This is a genomic window from Prevotella sp. tc2-28 (genome assembly GCF_900107705.1).
Classification (GTDB): Bacteria; Bacteroidota; Bacteroidia; order Bacteroidales; family Bacteroidaceae; genus Prevotella.
This window is the reverse complement of the sequence record NZ_FNRE01000008.1, coordinates 106,514-123,546: the sequence shown is the minus strand read 5'-3', so window position 1 is coordinate 123,546 and position 17,033 is coordinate 106,514. Positions and strand designations below refer to the sequence as shown.

The following is a 17,033-nucleotide window of genomic DNA, read 5'->3' as shown; positions in this document are numbered from 1 at the left end:
TTTTTAAGAAATAATGTAAAAAAAAAAGGTGGAAAGTTATTGTACAACTTTCCACCTCTATTAAATTATAATGTGTGCCTTTATTTGAATACTACCTTGCGGCCTCCGATGATATAGATGCCCTTAGTCGGTTTCTCTACACGGACACCCTGCAGGGTGTAGATGGCTTTGTCGTCAGTGCGGTTGTTGCTGATGACGTTGATGCCGCTGACAGTTCCTGCTACGGCTGCTTCTGCTCCGAATCCGCCTCGTGAGTTGGCCGTGCGGATGGTCAGGGCGTCTTTTGTCGCATCAACAGTGACATTGTAACTGTTTGATGTGGTAATGCCAAGGAACTCTCCGTTCTTGAATAGGGCATAGGCTGAAGCTCCGTCAACAGCACTCCAAGTTACCGTGCCGTTGTCGTAAGTGGCTGTGGGGGCACTCAACTGCTTTGTCTGCTGTTGTGCTGTAGCCGCCCATGTGCCTAATACTTTGTCGATAGTATATTTAGAAAGTTCTGATTCTGCAAGTATAGTATTCAGCGTTGTATTCGCTTTCTTGAAGGTGATGGTGTTAGAGGTAGGTGTAATGTTGTTTCCATCTTTGTCTTTTGTTCCATATTCGCCTGCAATTTTATAATCGCAGTTGATTCCTTCAAGATTCCAACGAGTCTCAATAAGCTTGCTGGGGTCTTCCAGTATTGTATTGAGATAGATACATGTAGGATTGTCGCTCCATGCTCGACCGAAATTGTAGGAACCTGCATGGTTTTCTATCGTACAGTTATTAAATACGTAGAGCTCAGAATTTGCTGTGATGGTAGCGGAACTGCGCTCTTCGTTGACAAGTTTAACCTCGTTGTAGTAGACTTTGCCATTGCCACAGAGGTAGTCAACCGTACCATGCAATTCGCCACCTTCGAAGTAGTATAAACCACCAGTTTTGTGAGAATAATAGGTATCTTGATGTGAAAGGTGACGCACGTTCTTATTGATGGTTTGCGTGCCTTGATCGTGTAATGTAGATGCACGTCCGGTGGTCTTACCATCGTAGTACATCGCATTCTTTAGCGAGAGGTCCTGCATGTAGAGATTGGTGCTGGTGTTTTTCAACAGGTCAGCTTTGTCAAGACCTTCCATCGAGAGTGGGGGAGTGTTCATAATGACAGTCTTGTCTACACTCTGTCCGATAATGGAGATGTTGTTGCGACTGATGGGTGTTTTTACCTTTTCTCCCAAGTCGTAGGTTCCATCAGGCAGGAAGATATAAATGGGATCTGAACCACCGGTATTGTTGGCAAGGTCTAGTACCTCTGTGAAACTGTCAGCATCGTCTTTCTTCACGATGTACCATGATCCAATAACATCGTAGTTGGTGGTGTAGGTGTTCTGAATAATAATCTTGTGAATGTAGACGGTTCCTGTAGCGTTGATGGTTAATGTCAAGGTACCTTCATCACCTTCGTAGTTGATTGAGGCGATAGTGCCATCTGTTGTTGTCCTGGCATTAACTGAAGCCCCATTGGATGCCGTGATAGTCGCTCCATCAGCAGTGTACTGGCAAAGGCCAAGGCTGATAGAGGCCTTGCGACCTACCAACAATTCAATCTTGTCGCCATTGCTGAATGACCAACCATGCGTTGTGTCATGGAACTTTCCGCTTCCTATCGTGTTAAATGCCTCATGGTCAACGGCGTCGAAGTTCTTGTCAGCCAGATTGAAGGTGTATTTCTTACTGTCGCTAGCCACCTCAATTTCCGTTTCAACAGCATACAGATTGACGTCTTCTGTGATGATGCTTTCTGTGGTGTATTTCTCACCAACAGAATTTTTCTTGAACCATCCACGAGCCTTCTTTGTGGTAGACGATGATTTTGCTGTGGCAATATCAATGTCAAACGTTCCTATCTGTGCATCTTTTTCTACCGACTGTGTTCCCATTGTAGTTCCATCGGTGTCGATATAGGTCAGCGTGAAGTCGGGCTTCTGAACGAAGTTGATGATATAATTCAGCGTTTTGCCGTTGGCCGTGACAGGAATGGTGACCTTGCAGGATGTCGCTGTAGCGGCATAGGTTATAGTGCCAAGGGTTCCGTTATCGGCAACAGCCTCGATGGGATTGCTTTCGCTAATCATGGTGGCGGCCTTTGAGATTTCTACCATTGCTTCCATATCGCCACTGGCATTTTCTTCAAAGACCTCACTTAAATCGTAAGTCTGACCATTCGCCTTGATGGTACCCAATGAGGGAGTCCCGCCCATGTTGACATTGCCGTAGATGTCGAGTTCGAACATGTAAGCATTCTCATTAGAATTCAGATTTGTGAAGCGCAGTTCAACATTGGTACGGTTGATGTTGGCATTGACTTCGCACCATCCTGCTGGGTTCGCTACAGAGTTCGAAATAGTTACCCAGTCGGCATCACCATCACCCTTTGCCTCCAGTTTCCATCCTCGGTTGCTGCCTGTTGCTGCATGAACGAAGCGTACTTTGGTAATAGAAGCCAACTTTGAAGTGGTAACATACGGGTCACTGCTCTTGGCTGCCATCAACCATCCTAAAGTGGCTCCGTCTTTGAACTTATTGTTGCTTCCTGCAGGATTGACCTCTGTATTAAATAAGGTAAAGGTCAATGTTTCGTGACTGTATTTTGTCTGTTTGGTCACGGTTGAAGCACTTTGTGCAGCACTTGCTTTTGTCCAATCACTGAAATCGGTTGAATAGAGTGCCTTTTCCACGAGGTCTCCCTCGGGGCTGTCATCTTTGAATTGCAACGTTGCACCGGCATTCTCCGTTACGGTTGTTGGTACATCTGAGTAAGGGGCAACGGTATATTCGTAGGGTACCGTGACGGCGCTTCCAAATGATGATGGCTTGCTTACAGATGATTCGGCGATGTAATTGTCGTCCTTCCATGTGACAGCAGTGGCACTGGATTGGCTGTAAACCTTCTTTACACCAGTATTAATGTAGTTACCCTCAACTAAGAATTCCGAATTCTTGCGTGGATTGATAGCTGATGAATTATTGGCGCAGGTGTAGTAGTTGTTCAGCATGTGAATTTTACCAACACGTGCCATGGGCATACGTTGATTACATCCGGTACTCCACCAGTTGAAAGCGAAAGTGGTGTTCAGGAAACCAGTTGGTTCGTCATCGCTACTACCTACAAGGTTCGTGTTCTGGTGCATATATGAGCGGTCGGTATAACTGAAGGTACACCAGCTGACGGTAATGAAATCCGACGAGTTGGTGATGTCGAAGTTGCCATCCATGCCGTCTTGGAAAGCACAGTGGTCTACCCAACAGTGCTTGGCGCCAGTGGCAGAGATGAGGTCGTAGCCTCCCACATCGACAGAGCCAGGACCTACGAAAGTGATGTTGCGAATGATGACATTCTCTTTATTTAACGAGAAAATGCCTGATTTACGATATTTCTCGCTGTTATCACCAGTTAACTCAATGATGATTCTTCTCGTGTTGTATTCGGCTTCCTCACTGACTTTTGTCCCGTTGGGCAGAGTGCCTCCTCCTCCGCTAGTACTCATGCTTGGTACTCCTGCTTGATTAAGTGCGGTTTTTATCTCGTCGGTCATATGCCATTGGGTGCAAAGACGGGCATTGTTAATGCCTAACAGCGTCTTGTTTCCTCTTTCGAAACCAATATTTTCTGACACGATGAAATCGCCTTCAGAACCATCGAAGATAATGACATCATACTGCTTAATGGCATTTTGAATGGTGCTCTTCATGTCCTGACCATTGGATTTCAGAATGGTGGATGTTCCGTTGAAACTTTTAAGTTGGGCGTAATCATAGATGCCCCCACCAGTAATGCTGTAGGTACTGGATGCATCCGTTCTTGATGATACGGTGCAGAAACCGAACGGCTTGTTCTGGTCGTATTCGTTTGCACACACTGTCATGGACAGTATGGTCGCTAATAATGTGAGGAAAAGATTCTTCATAATTATATAGTTTATGTTATTTCTTTAATGTTGCACCAGCATGCTTCTTTACTGCTGCAGGCACGTCAGCATAAGGCGCTATCGTATATTCGTAAGGAACGGTGACGGGTTCGCCGATGGATGCGGGTTGCCCCATTTTATTCTTCTCCTCGGCAAAGTTGCTGTCAGCCCAAGTAACTGCAATGGCATCTTTCTGACTGTAGTATCTCCTGACGCCTTTCTCGAAATAGTTGCCTTCGATGAGGACTTCTGAGTTCTTGCGGGGATTGATGCAGTTGCTGGCTGTCGTACAGCTGAAATAATTGTTCAGCATGTGAATTTTTCCGACACGAACCATAGGCATGCGCTGAACGCAACCTGGACCCCACCAGTTGAAGGCGTAGGTGGTATTGAGAAATCCTGTCGGTTCTCGGTCACTATAACCGATGAGGTTGGTGTTCTGGTGCATATACGAACGCTCGGTATAACTGAAGGTACACCAGCTGACGGTATTGAAATCCGAACTTTGGGTAATGTCGAGGTTGCCGTCCATGCCATCGGTGAAGTCGCAGTGGTCTATCCAGCAATTCCTGGATGCACGGCAAGAGAGAAGGTCGCTGCCACCAACATCGATAGAGCCAGGACCTACAAATTTCAAGTTGCGGATAATGATGTTCTGGCATCTGAAGAGTGTTAGAACGCCTGCACTACGATACTTCTCTTCTTCGTCATTTGTCATGTTGATGATGATTTGACGCGTCTGGTATTCTGCTTCTTCACCGACTCTGTGACCGTTGCTCAGGATACCACCTGTTCCGCTTGAGGTACTCATATTGGGGACTCCTGCCTTGTTGAGAGCTTCGATGATTTCCTGTGTCACGCTCCATTGGGTACAGAGACGGGCATTGTTGATGCCTAGCAAGGTCTTGTTCGATGCAGAGATGGAAACATTGCTTGATACGATGAAGTCGCCTTGGGCTCCATCGAAGATGATAACGTCGTTTTGTTTGACGGCATTTTCAATGGTACGCTTCATATCCTGACCATTGGACTTCAGCACTGTCACTTTTCCTGTAAAACTTTCAGCAAGGGGGTAGGTGTAGCATCCGCCTCCTGTGACGTTGAAAGTTGCAGCCGCGTCAGTCCGTGACGAACGGGTACAGAAACCAAAGGGCTTGTTCTGGTCGTAGTCTGTGGCTGAGGCAATCAGAGACAGTGCTAAGAGTATGAAAGTAGTAAATATTCTCATAAGCAGATTGGTTTTCAAATACAAAGGTACGAAAAGGTTTTGGAAACCAGTTCGTACCTTATATATTTTAACACTAAAACGATTACGTACGATGCGACTTTACTGCATGCGATGTAGTCCTTCCCAACGGACATCCCAACTGCCATCCTGGGGGAATCCGGGGTTGACGGCACGCTTGCAACCATCCCAGCCGGCACACATCATGGCAATAGCTGTGAGCAGGGCTCCGTTGCCTGGCAGATAGAGACGCAGACGGTCTGCAGTCTGGAAGTTATGCCCATTTTTGAGATAGGTATTCTTTTGCGTGTCGATGAGTAATGCGTCAAGTGCTATGTCTGGTCGGCCTAATCGAGCGGCAGTCATGGCAATCATGCCGTAATCCCATCCCCATGTGGTCATCCAGTTCCAGTTCTTCATCACCCATTCCAAGGTCTTTTGGGCGGCGATGCTGTCGCAGTTGGCAGAACCTGTAGGTAACAGTCCAATGGCTCCGAGCACTGCTGGGTGGTCGTTGCGCGTCTTGTCAGCAAAGGTTTCTGTCTTCTTAGCAGTAGACCCTCCGCCAACAGTATTAAATGGATCGAAGGAGGGAAGAACGGCATTGGTTGAACCCTTAGGCAGACCGGCAGTATAGATGCCCTCTTTGGTGATGGGCAGAGGAGCGATGCGTTTGATGACCTCGTCCCACTGCTTGTTGCGAGGCTTTCCCATGCGCTCTCGCCACTGTTGGGCTACGTTCAGCGCATAGCGGAAATAAGCCAATTCAAAGGGGTGATTATAGCTGATGTCCTTGGTCATACATTCCTGCATGGCGGTCTGACCGAAGAGTTTTCCTGTCTTGGCGAAATCAGCAAGGAACTCTGCAGTCTGTTCTACGTTCTCAGCATATTTCTTAAGAGTGTTGACAGTAGGTGTTGCGCGATACATCTCTTCTGCCAAGTAGATGTAGTGTGGTTGTTGCCAAGTCAGGAAAGAGCCTGTGTTGGAAGGTGCCTCACCGGCCCACGGGTCGGTCATCTTCATCCAACGGATGCCTTTAAATCCCTGACGTTGGGCAATCTTCTTGGCGATGGGTGCTGCAGTCTCGTCGTACCAATTTAACATCTGGGCTACAACCTTAGGCTGGTTCCATAATGCAAAGTCAACGGCATGCCACCAAGTCATCTCCAGATGTGGACGGCCGAACCATGTGTTATATGTCAGGCCTGTTTCCTGAGGTGGCATATTGTTGGCGCAGTTGATACGGGTGAGGTATTGAGAAAGTATCACACGGCGTTCCAGTTCTTTTGCACGTGGGTCGGTGCAGCGGCTGAAGTCCACAAAGGCGCTCTCCGTCCAGAACTTGTGCCAGAATTTCTGGGTAGTCTTCTGGGCTTGGTCGAAGCGAAACGGGGTGATGGCTTGTCGTACAGTATAAGCCGGTGAACTGAGGTATTCCACTTCAAAAGCCAGCACATCGGCATCCGTACTGAGATGATAGGTGTGTGCCTTCGTCTCTTGGAGTTGAGCCTGGCCTTCCCACCTTATAGTTATATAATAGGTGGTGGTGTCAATGCAATGCTTGATGGTGGCGCTATGGTCGCCCTGTGTTACGATGCTACTGGTGTGCAGTGCGTCTTTATCCCATTCGCTGGCATCATCAGCATGTTTGCCAGAAGGATAGGGTAGCCGCATGCAGGCCTTCGCTCGTTTGTCTTTGAGCAGAGACGTCGTGATGCGAAATGCCACAGCATCGCGGTCAGGCAGTCCGATAGTGGTTACTTTTACGTTCGCACCGTCGGCCTTGTAGCTAGATGTGATTTCGCCATTCCAGAGCTCCAGTTGTTGATGGATGTCTGTCAGCCCACTGAGAGGAATGCGTTTCCCGTTGTTGTCTTTTAATTCCAGTCTCACCGCGCCTAAGTTCAGACGATGAGGGTTGACGCGAAAATACTCGGTGGCTTGTTTGTGGCGTCCGTCTTCATCCTTTTTGTATTCTATGGCGTAAATCTCAGAATGGCCATGGCCGAAATCATAAGCCTTCTGGCTCTCTTCCTCTTTCAGGTTATTCACGTTAGGGAAGGAATGCCACCCCCAGTCGCTCATGGCGTTGAGGGGAATGCCATTTTTATAGTCCTCAACAAATGTCTGCATTCCTGTCACGTCGACGGTTGTGGCAAAATGACCATTACCTACGGTGAGGGACGCCAATGGGTCGGCATTGGTGATAATAGGGTTGTTGCGAAAAAGAACAGCCTCGCGATCTATCGAGGCTGTTAAGTTTTCGGTGGTGTATCCAAGCATTTCCATTTCCAAGGATGCCCAGATGAACGGTCCGACACCCTTGGCGTCGTTGTCGCGGATGGGCTCGCTCAAGTAGTATTTGTAACTACCGTCGCGTCGTTGGTTCTCCTTGACACTGCCTTTCGGATTGATTTTCTTCATGGCAGCGATGACCTCAGGTGTTGCAGCAGGACCAAGTCCGGCAACCTCACAACACTGTGTGAGCGAAATGGTTTTATCAGGATGCACCTTGATAAAGTTCTCAATGATACCCTTGTATGCACGAATGCCGGCATCGCGGTATTTCTCGCCCACATATCCCTTGCGGTAGGCTTTCAGCAAGGCATAGGTGAACATACTGGAACAGGTGGACTCAAGATAATTACCCTCTTGTCCGGGGCAGTCCATCACCTGATACCATAATCCTGTCTTGGCATCCTGATATTTCAGAATGGCATCAAAATCCTTGATGAGCAAATCGATGACTTCTGAACGGCGGGCGTAGTTCTCCGGCAGAGCATCGAGAACTTCGATAAGCGCCATGGTGTACCAACCCTGGGCGCGTCCCCAGCAGTGCTGTGAGAGTCCTGTCTCTTTGTCAGCCCAGAACGTGTTGCGCGTCTCGTCATAAGCATGGCGGTTCAGTCCGGTCTTCGGGTCGAAGGTGCGGTTGTAGGTAATCTTCAACTGGTTGACAGCATCGTCGTAGATGGCGGTGACGGTATTGGGCTTATTGGACTTTTTGGTCTTATGGGACTTATTGGCTGTTTCGGTGATGGGCGCAGTCAGTGTGCGGAACGGAAGTCCCATAAAAATACCGTCCAGCCAAACTTGGTATGCATAAATCGCCTTGTGCCAGTAGACTTTGTCGGCAATGGTTCGGGGCTGGTCCTGCAATTGCTTCATCATGGTCTGCATGGCCAACAGGTTTTTCTTTTCAGACCATTTCTGATACATGCGGGTGACGAAGTGGCCTGTCCGGATGTTGTCGAGGTTGTAGTCCAGAATGTCATATCCTCGGATGTCGCCCTTTTCATTAATCATGGTGTCCGTATATTCCTGACAGTACTTACGGATGTCCTCGCCACCATAACGCAGGTAAGTGTCGAGCATACCCTCCAACTCGATTCCCATGACATAACTCCATTTGGGCTTCTTGGAGAAGTCAAGCATGTATGACTTGGGAACTCGTTTCATCTCACTGTATGTCAACCATTCAGAATAGTGCTTGTAGGGAGGATTCTGTAGAACGAGTGAGCCATTGACCATCAAGTTGTCGTAGGTAACATCCTGAGCCAGTCCCACTTGGTGTACGGGCTTGTTGTAGACACCGTTGAACGTACAGTTCTTGACGGTGATATTATTAATGGTGTTGGCATGCTGTGGATCCTGATAGCCAACAATCATCACGCCATATTTCGATTTCTGACAAGTGACATTCTCCATCGTGACGTTGCGAATGGTGGGATAGAAACCACGACAGCAAACTTCGCGCGGTTCATAGTCGGTGTTGAGCTTGAGCACAGCCTCACCGCACTGTCCGACGGTAATGTTGCGCATGTTGATATTCTCAATGATGCCACCGCGGCACGAGTTGGTCTTGATGCGGAGCACGCGGTCCAGGGACGGAGAGTCCATCTCGCAGTTCTCAGCATAGACATTCTGACAGCCACCGCTGATTTCAGAACCGATGACCACACCACCGTGACCATTGTTAAACTTACAGTTGCGGATGATGATGTTCTTCGAAGGCTTGCCGGCATAACGTCCCTGACCACCTTCACGTCCGTCGTTGTTACGTCCGCTCTTGATAGCGATGCAGTCGTCGCCCGTGTTGAAGTAGCAATTCTCAATCAGTACACGGTCGCACGACTCGGGGTCGCATCCGTCACCGTTAGGACCGTTGTTGTTGATGTGGACGCCACGAACGGTGATGTCCTTAGACAGCAAGGGGTGAATCACCCAGAAAGGCGAACGCAGCAGGGTGACGTCTTCAATGAGGATACCATCGCACTGGTTCAGGTTAATCATCTGAGGACGAAGTCCGTCGGTTGTTCCGAAACGGCGCTGGTCCATGTCCACGCCGTCCTCGGCATATTTCAGCAGCTTGGCACGCGCTCCCTGATTCTGGGCAATGCCACCAGGCTTCATGCCGAAGCGCGAATTGCCACACCAGGGCCACCATGTGTCATTTGAGCCGCCTCCGTCAATGGTGCCTTTACCCGTGATGGCGATGTCCTTGGCTTGGTAGGCGTAAATCAGCGGGCTGAGGTTCCAGCAGTCCAAGCCCTCCCAACGGGTGGGAACGACGGGGTATAGCTCAGGCTGGCAGGCGAATTCCAGCACGGCGCCCTCTTCGACGACCAGGTTGACCCCCGACTTCAGCTGAATGGCCGCAGTCAGGAATTTCTGTCCTGCCGGCACGATGACGCGCCCTCCGCCCTTGGCTGAGCATTTGTCGATAGCCTTCTGGATAGCCTTCTGGTTTTTCGCAGCCGTGTTGGCAGGCTTGGCACCATACTTGGTGATGGGGAACTCACGGTTTGCAAACTGAGGTTGGCGGATGCTCTGCTCAATCTGCTTGTATTGCTGCTGGTCCCATCCTTTGGCCTGGGCGGTCAAGGTAACAAGGGCGCATAGCAATAGCGTCTGTAGGAACTTTTTCATGTCAGTTTACTTTGTTTAGTAGATTCTGACTGCAAAGGTAATTAAAAAGAATGAAAACGCTCACGCTTTTACATAATTTATGAGTTCAACGCTTCAAACAGTCGGTCGAGCGCCTTGTCGGCATTCCCTTTTTCTTCGTCGAGCAGTGTGACGAACTTGGAGCCGATGATGGCACCTGCTGCGTTCTGCTGAGCCGACTGCAACGTCTGTTTGTTGCTGATGCCAAAGCCTATCATTCTTGGATTGCGCAGGTTCATGGCGTTGATACGGCGGAAATAATCCTGCTTGGCCTCGTCGAACGACTTCTGTGCGCCGGTGATGGCAGCCGAGCTGACCATATAGATGAAACCGTCGGTGTTGTCGTCGATGAAGCGGATGCGCTCTTCGCTTGTCTCGGGTGTGATGAGCATGATGACGCGCAGGTCGTAGCGGTCGGCAACGGGCTTTATGACTTCCTGATAGTCCTTGAAGGGCAGGTCGGGGATGATCATTCCGCTGACACCGCTCTCCACGCATGACTGGCAAAAGTGGTCGATGCCGTACTGCATGATGGGGTTGAGGTAGCCCATGAGGATGAGTGGAATCTGTACTTGTTCTTTGATGGATTGCAGTTGTGCAAAGAGCGTCTTGAGGTTCATGCCGTTGCGAAGTGCCTTGGTGGCGGCATCCTGAATGACCGGTCCGTCGGCCATGGGGTCGCTGAATGGGACGCCCACTTCAATCATGTCGATGCCGCGGCGTTGCATGGTGAGAATCACGTCACCGGTTGCGTTGAGGGTGGGTGCTCCGGCACAGAAATAGAGCGATAGGAGTTTTTTGTCGCCTCGGTTGGCGAAGAGGGAATTAATCTTGTTCATCATGTCATTTACAGTTTGTTTAACGATTTAGTTCAGCGAAGAATTTTCGGAGGGCGGAGACGTCCTTCAGACCGGGAACCAGCTCGAAGCGGGAGTTGAGGTCGATGCCGGTGCATTTGGGGTGATGGAAGGCTCGAAGTTGCTCAGCGTCGTCGGGCCCGATGCCCCCACTTAATATAAAAGGTGTGGTGCCGTTGTAGTCGGTGAGGACCGTCCAGTCGAACTTGGAGCCGTTGCCACCGACGGACTTTCCTCTGGTGTCGAAGAGGAAGAGGTCGGCCAGTCCCTCGTAAGGTTTGGTCTGGGCGAGGTCGGCGGCGGTGGCGATGTTGAAGGCCTTGATGATGGTGGCGATGGAATCGCCACATACGGTACGGAGAGCCTCAATGTATTCGGGCGACTCTTGGCCGTGCAGCTGGATGTAGTCGAGACTGTAGTCGGCCATGTGCTGGCGGACGTCATCGATAGTGGCATCGACAAAGACGCCGACTCGGCGGCAGGCTGTGGGCAGGTAGGCGGGGGGGGCTGACACGTAGCGGCTGGAGTGTGGCCAGAAGATGAAGCCCATCAGGTTGATGCCAAGCCTTTCGACAGCGCGGATGTTTTCTGCGTCGCGCATGCCGCAGACTTTGGTGAGGGGGCCAATGGGGCCAATGGGGCCAATGGGGGTCATGGGGCTAATGGGTTTGGGAGATGAAGTCGCGGAGGGCGAGGCCGGGGTCGGGGGTTTTCATGAAGTTCTCGCCGATGAGGAAGCCGCGGAAGCCGGCTTGGCGCAGGGCGCGGACGGTATCGGGATTTGAGATGCCGCTTTCGCTGACAAGTGCCGTCTTCTGTGTGGCGATGGCTTCGCCGCATACGGAGCGGAGTTTTTCTGCCAGGCGGAAGCTGTTTTCGACATCGGTGACGAAGGAGCCCAGGTTGCGGTTGTTGATGCCGCAGAGGTCGGGGGCGAGTTCGGCATATTCCAGTTCCGGCTCGGAGTGCATCTCCAGCAGTACTTCCAAGCCCAGCTGGTGGGCCTTGTCCAGCAGCGCCTTGCACTCCTGCTTGGTGAGGCAGGCGGCGATGAGCAGTACGGCGGATGCTCCGCAGAGGGCTGCGGCATAGAGCTGTGCCTCGTGGATGACGAAGTTCTTGTAGAGTATCGGCAGGGTGACGCCACTCTGTCGTGCCTGTCGGATGAAGTCGTCGTGTCCACCGAAGTAGTGTTGGTCGGTGAGGATGCTCAGTGCAGCGGCGCCGTTCTGCTGATAGGACAGTGGGATGACGTCGGGTCGTCCGTCCTGTTTAATCCACCCTTTGGATGGCGAGCGGCGCTTGAATTCGGCAATGATGCCCGTGTCGGAAGTCAGCAGGGCGTGGCGCAAGGAGGCTTTCGGGGCGCAGAGGTGTGCTATCTCCTGTTGCTTGTGGGCGATGATTTGTTGGAGGATGTCGGGGCTAATGGGGCTGATGGGGCTCATAGGGCTTATGAGTTAAGTTCAACGAATTTCTTGAAGGTGCGGAGGGCGGCTCCGCTGTCAATGCTCTCGCGGGCAATGTCGATGCACTCTTCGATGGCCTTCTGTCCTTTTTCGAGCACTTGTATGCCGAATGCGGCGTTGGCCAGCACGATGTTTTTCTGGGCGGGCAGTGCGCGGTTTTCCAGCACGCTGTCGAATATCTGGGCAGCCTCTTCCTCGGTGGCGCCGCCCACGAGTTCTTCGGGCTTGGCAATCTGGAAGCCGAGGTCGCTGGGCTTGAAGATGCGTTCGTATTGCCGGGTGGTCACCTTGAAGTCGCCGGTGAGGCTGATCTCGTCGTAGCCGTCGATTGAGTTCACGATGCCGTAGTCGATGCCGAGTCGCTGATAGACGTTGTTGTAGAGTCGCATCTGGTCGAGGTTGGCCACGCCCAGCAGCTGGCACTTGGGTCGCGAGGGGTTGACGATGGGTCCCAGCAGGTTGAAGATGGTTGGGAACTGCAGTGCCTTGCGGATGGGTCCGACGAACTTCATGGCACGGGCGAAGAGTTGGGCGTGCAGATAGACGATGCCGGCCTCGTCGAGCGACCGGTTCAGGCGGTCGATGTCGTCGGTGAACTTGATGCCGTGGTGCTGGATGACGTTCGATGCGCCGCTGACGCTGGTGGCTGCGTAGTTGCCGTGCTTGGCGACTTTATAGCCTGCGCCGGCGATGACGAAGCAGGCTGTGGTCGATATGTTGAACGTGTTCTTGCGGTCGCCGCCGGTGCCCACCACGTCGATGTAGCGGTCGCAGTCGAGGATGGCGGGCACGCCGGTTTCCAGTATGCCGTCGCGGAATCCCAGCAACTCGTCGACCGTCACGCCTCGCATCTGCAGGCAGGTCAGCAGGGCGGTAATCTGCTCGTTGGGGTATTCGCTCTGTGTGATACCAATCAGGATGGTCTTCATCTCCTCGCGGGAGAGCTCTTCGTGATTCAGCAGGCGGAAGAGATAGCCTTTCATAGTCTGTTCCATATTGTTTGTTTTTATGTTTTCTGATGTCGTTTTTTGATGATTCGCATGATTGATTCCGGTGATACGTATGATTGATTTCAGTCATAAGAACATCCAGTTTTGCAGCATTTTCTTGCCGTCGGGCGTCAGCACGCTCTCGGGGTGGAACTGGATGCCGCGCACGTTCAGCTCCTTGTGCTTCAGTGCCATAATCTGCCCCTCGTCCGATACGGCGGTCACCTCCAGACAGTCGGGCAGTCCGTCGCGGCTGACCACCCACGAGTGGTAGCGGCCCACGGTGAAGTCCCTGGCGATGCCCGAGAAAAGCGCGTCGTCGCCGGTCAGATGACAGGGCGTGGCCACCCCGTGGAACACGTCGCTCAGGTTCTCCAGCCGTGCGCCAAAGGCCTCGCCGATGGCCTGATGACCCAGGCAGACGCCGAGGATGGGCTTCCGTCCGGCATAGGTGCGGATGACGTCGAGCAGCAAGCCCGCCTCCGACGGGATGCCCGGCCCGGGCGAGAGGATAATCTTGCTGAACTCCTGCAGTTGCGACAGTTCGAACTGGTCGTTGCGGAGCACGGTGACCTCCGCCCCCAGTTCTTTTACCAGATGACTCAAGTTATAGGTGAACGAGTCGTAATTATCGATGATGACTATTTTCATAATGCTTCAGCTTTGGAAATTGCTTTTCTTAATGCCCCCAGTTTATTGTTCACTTCCTGCAGTTCATACTCCACGTCGCTCTTGGCCACGATGCCGCCGCCCGCCTGGAACCACAGCTCGCCGTTGCGCGAGACGAAGGTGCGGATGGTGATGGCCTGGTTCAGGCTTCCGTCCAGTCCGATGATGCCGATGCAGCCGCCGTAGGCACCGCGGCTGTGCGGCTCATACTCCGAGATGAGCTGCATGGCGCGAACCTTCGGGGCACCCGAGAGCGTGCCGGCGGGAAACGTGTCGATAAAAGCCTTGATGGGGTCGGCATCCTCGTTCAGAAGGCCGCTGACGCGAGAGACCAGGTGGATGACGTGCGAGTAATACTGGATGTCCTTGTAGTAGTCCACCTTCACGCCGTGACAGTTGCGGCTCAGGTCGTTGCGCGCCAGGTCGACCAGCATCACGTGCTCGGCATTCTCCTTCGGGTCGTTGCGCAGGAATTCGGCACCCCGCCGGTCGGCCTCGGCATCGCCCGTGCGCTTCGTCGTGCCGGCAATCGGGTCGATGTAAGCCCGATAATAGGCATTCCTCTCACCTCTCACCTCTAACCTCTCACCCCTAATAATGCGACAGTGGGTTTCGGGGCTGGAACCGAAAATGCGGAAGCCGCCGAAGTCGAAATAAAACAGATACGGCGACGGATTGATGCTCCTTAGGGCGCGATACAGCTTGAAGTCGTCGCCCTCGTAGCGCTGGATGAAACGGCGCGAGAGCACTATCTGGAACACGTCGCCGCGCAGGCAGTGGCGAATGCCGCGGCGGATGTTCTCGCGGTGCTCGTCGTCGGTCAGCGTCGAGCGCACGTCACCCACCGGATGGAAGTCGTAAGCCTTCACGCTGGACTTGTTCATCGCCTTCAGCACGTCGTCTATCTCACCGGCGTCGCCCAGCGTCACCACCTTCAGCAGGTTGTTGTGATGGTCGAAGACAATCACCACCTTATATAATATATATAGCACGTCGGGAGCATCGTTCTTCGCCAGCGTCTCGTCCTTCACGTCGATGTGCTCGAAATAGCGCACGCCATTGAAGCTGGTATAGCCGAACAGCCCGCAAAGATGAGCATCGTCACCGCTCACGTCAATGCGGTCGATGAGCGAGTGGATAGCCTCGGCAGTACCGAAGTCCGTGCTCAAGGGCTTACGCTCGGTGGTCCCGTCGGGATAAACGAGGGTCACCACGCCGTGACCAATCGCCACACTGGCCATCGGGTTGATGCCGATGAACGACCGCGAGTTGCCCTGGTCGTGGTAGTCCGAACTTTCCATCAGCGCACTCTGCGGATAGAGGTCGCGCAGTCTCATGTATACTCCCACCGGCGTGTATAAATCCGCCAGGATGGTCTTGCTTGTTGTCTGAAATTTATAGGTAATCATAATTACTCATTACTCATTACTAATTACTCATTACTAATTACTCATTTAAAAACTGTATTCTCCTGCCATCTGCTTGTTGTTCAGATAGGTCTCCACGTCTTTGTCACCTCGTCCGCTGACCGTCAGCACCACCACGTCGTCCTTCTTGAACGACATCTTGCCGAGAGCAGCAATGGCGTGCGCACTCTCCAAGGCGGGGATGATGCCCTCCATGCGGGTCAGTTCGTAGGCTGCCCTCACGGCTTCGTCATCATTGATGCTATACACAGTGGCACGGTGCTGGGTGGCCAGATTGGCATGCATCGGACCGATGCCGGGATAGTCCAGGCCGGCTGAGATGCTCTCGGCTTCGATAATCTGTCCGTCGGGCGTTTGCATCACCAGCGTCTTCGATCCGTGCAGGATGCCCATCCGCCCGGCTTGTATGGTGGCTGCCGTGTGACCGGTCTCGACACCCTGACCGCCGGCTTCGGCAAGCACAATCCTCACCCTGTCGTCGTCAATATAGTGATAGATGGTGCCGGCGGCATTGCTCCCGCCACCCACGCACGCCATCAGCACGTCGGGATAGTCGCGGCCTATCTTCTCCTGCAACTGCTCCTTAATCTCCGCAGAGATGATGCTCTGCAGGCGCGCCACCATGTCGGGGTAGGGGTGAGGTCCGACGGTGCTGCCTATAATATAAAAAGTGTCGGCAGGATGGCAGCACCAGTCGCGGATGGCTTCGTTGGTGGCATCCTTCAGCGTCCAGTTGCCGGTCTTGACGGGACGCACCTCGGCTCCCAGCATCTTCATGCGCTCTACGTTGACATGCTGGCGCTCTACGTCCAATGCTCCCTGATACACCACGCAAGGCATATCCATCAGCGCACAGACCGTTGCCGTTGCCACACCATGCTGGCCGGCACCCGTCTCAGCGATGATACGCTTCTTGCCCATCTTCTTCGCCAGCAGAATCTGTCCAATGGTGTTGTTAATCTTGTGAGCACCCGTGTGGTTAAGGTCTTCTCTTTTCAGATAAAGGTTACAACCATACTTCTCACTCATGCGCTTGGCATGATAGAGAGGCGAAGGGCGTCCTACATAGTCGCGGAGCAGCGACATGTATTCTTCCTGAAACTCGCGAGACTGGATGATTGGCAGGTATTCCTCCTGCAAGTTCTTCACTGTGGCATAGAGAATCTCTGGCACGTATGCACCACCGAATTCTCCGTAAAATCCTTTTTCATCTACTAAATAACTCATATCTTTTGTTTTTTTGTTGGTTCTTTTATTGTTAATTCTTTTATTGATGATTCTTTTGCCGGTAGGTTCTTTAACAGGAAAGAGGCCCGTCGCGTTACCGACGAGCCCCTTTTTTATCTGATGCTAACTGAATGCAATGGCTTCGTACCCCGCGACTATTCTAATCTCGAGTTACGCCACCACCAATTGTTAGACATTACTTTCATTTTGCTAGTTTTGTTTCCAATTCGGTGGCAAAAGTATACAATATTCTCTTATTCTGCAAATTTT

10 protein-coding genes are annotated in these 17,033 nt (G+C 52.0%); all 10 read right to left on the bottom strand.

Going from position 1 to position 17,033, the window contains the following annotated elements; all coding sequences use genetic code 11:
• Positions 1–80 precede the first annotated feature (80 nt).
• Positions 81–3,950, bottom strand: a complete 3,870-nt coding sequence (locus BLU47_RS08650) for a pectate lyase family protein (protein ID WP_091961267.1) — start codon at positions 3,948–3,950, stop codon at positions 81–83.
• Between the two features lie 16 nt (positions 3,951–3,966).
• Complete coding sequence (locus BLU47_RS08645) at positions 3,967–5,178, bottom strand: pectate lyase family protein (RefSeq protein ID WP_091961264.1); 1,212 nt, start codon at positions 5,176–5,178, stop codon at positions 3,967–3,969.
• A 99-nt stretch (positions 5,179–5,277) separates the two neighbouring features.
• On the bottom strand, positions 5,278–10,107 hold the full coding sequence (locus BLU47_RS15275; RefSeq protein ID WP_091961262.1) for a glycoside hydrolase family 88 protein: 4,830 nt from the start codon (positions 10,105–10,107) through the stop codon (positions 5,278–5,280).
• A 77-nt stretch (positions 10,108–10,184) separates the two neighbouring features.
• Complete coding sequence (gene trpA, locus BLU47_RS08635; RefSeq protein WP_091961385.1) at positions 10,185–10,964, bottom strand: tryptophan synthase subunit alpha; 780 nt, start codon at positions 10,962–10,964, stop codon at positions 10,185–10,187.
• Positions 10,965–10,983: 19 nt separating this feature from the next.
• The gene (locus BLU47_RS08630) at positions 10,984–11,637 is read right to left on the bottom strand and encodes a phosphoribosylanthranilate isomerase (protein WP_091961258.1); all 654 of its coding nucleotides are present in this window, start codon (positions 11,635–11,637) and stop codon (positions 10,984–10,986) included.
• 4 nt (positions 11,638–11,641) lie between these two features.
• Positions 11,642–12,430 (bottom strand): indole-3-glycerol phosphate synthase TrpC, encoded by a 789-nt coding sequence (locus BLU47_RS08625; protein ID WP_091961255.1) that lies wholly within the window; start codon positions 12,428–12,430, stop codon positions 11,642–11,644.
• 5 nt (positions 12,431–12,435) lie between these two features.
• Positions 12,436–13,434 (bottom strand): anthranilate phosphoribosyltransferase, encoded by a 999-nt coding sequence (trpD, locus tag BLU47_RS08620; RefSeq protein WP_091961253.1) that lies wholly within the window; start codon positions 13,432–13,434, stop codon positions 12,436–12,438.
• Between the two features lie 93 nt (positions 13,435–13,527).
• A complete protein-coding gene (locus tag BLU47_RS08615) occupies positions 13,528–14,091 on the bottom strand; it encodes an anthranilate synthase component II (RefSeq protein ID WP_091961250.1) in 564 nt (187 codons plus the stop codon).
• Complete coding sequence (locus BLU47_RS08610; RefSeq protein WP_091961247.1) at positions 14,088–15,518, bottom strand: anthranilate synthase component I family protein; 1,431 nt, start codon at positions 15,516–15,518, stop codon at positions 14,088–14,090. The genes BLU47_RS08615 and BLU47_RS08610 overlap by 4 nt, the downstream gene beginning before the upstream one ends.
• Positions 15,519–15,563: 45 nt before the next feature.
• Complete coding sequence (gene trpB, locus BLU47_RS08605) at positions 15,564–16,763, bottom strand: tryptophan synthase subunit beta (RefSeq protein ID WP_091961245.1); 1,200 nt, start codon at positions 16,761–16,763, stop codon at positions 15,564–15,566.
• Positions 16,764–17,033: the final 270 nt, after the last annotated feature.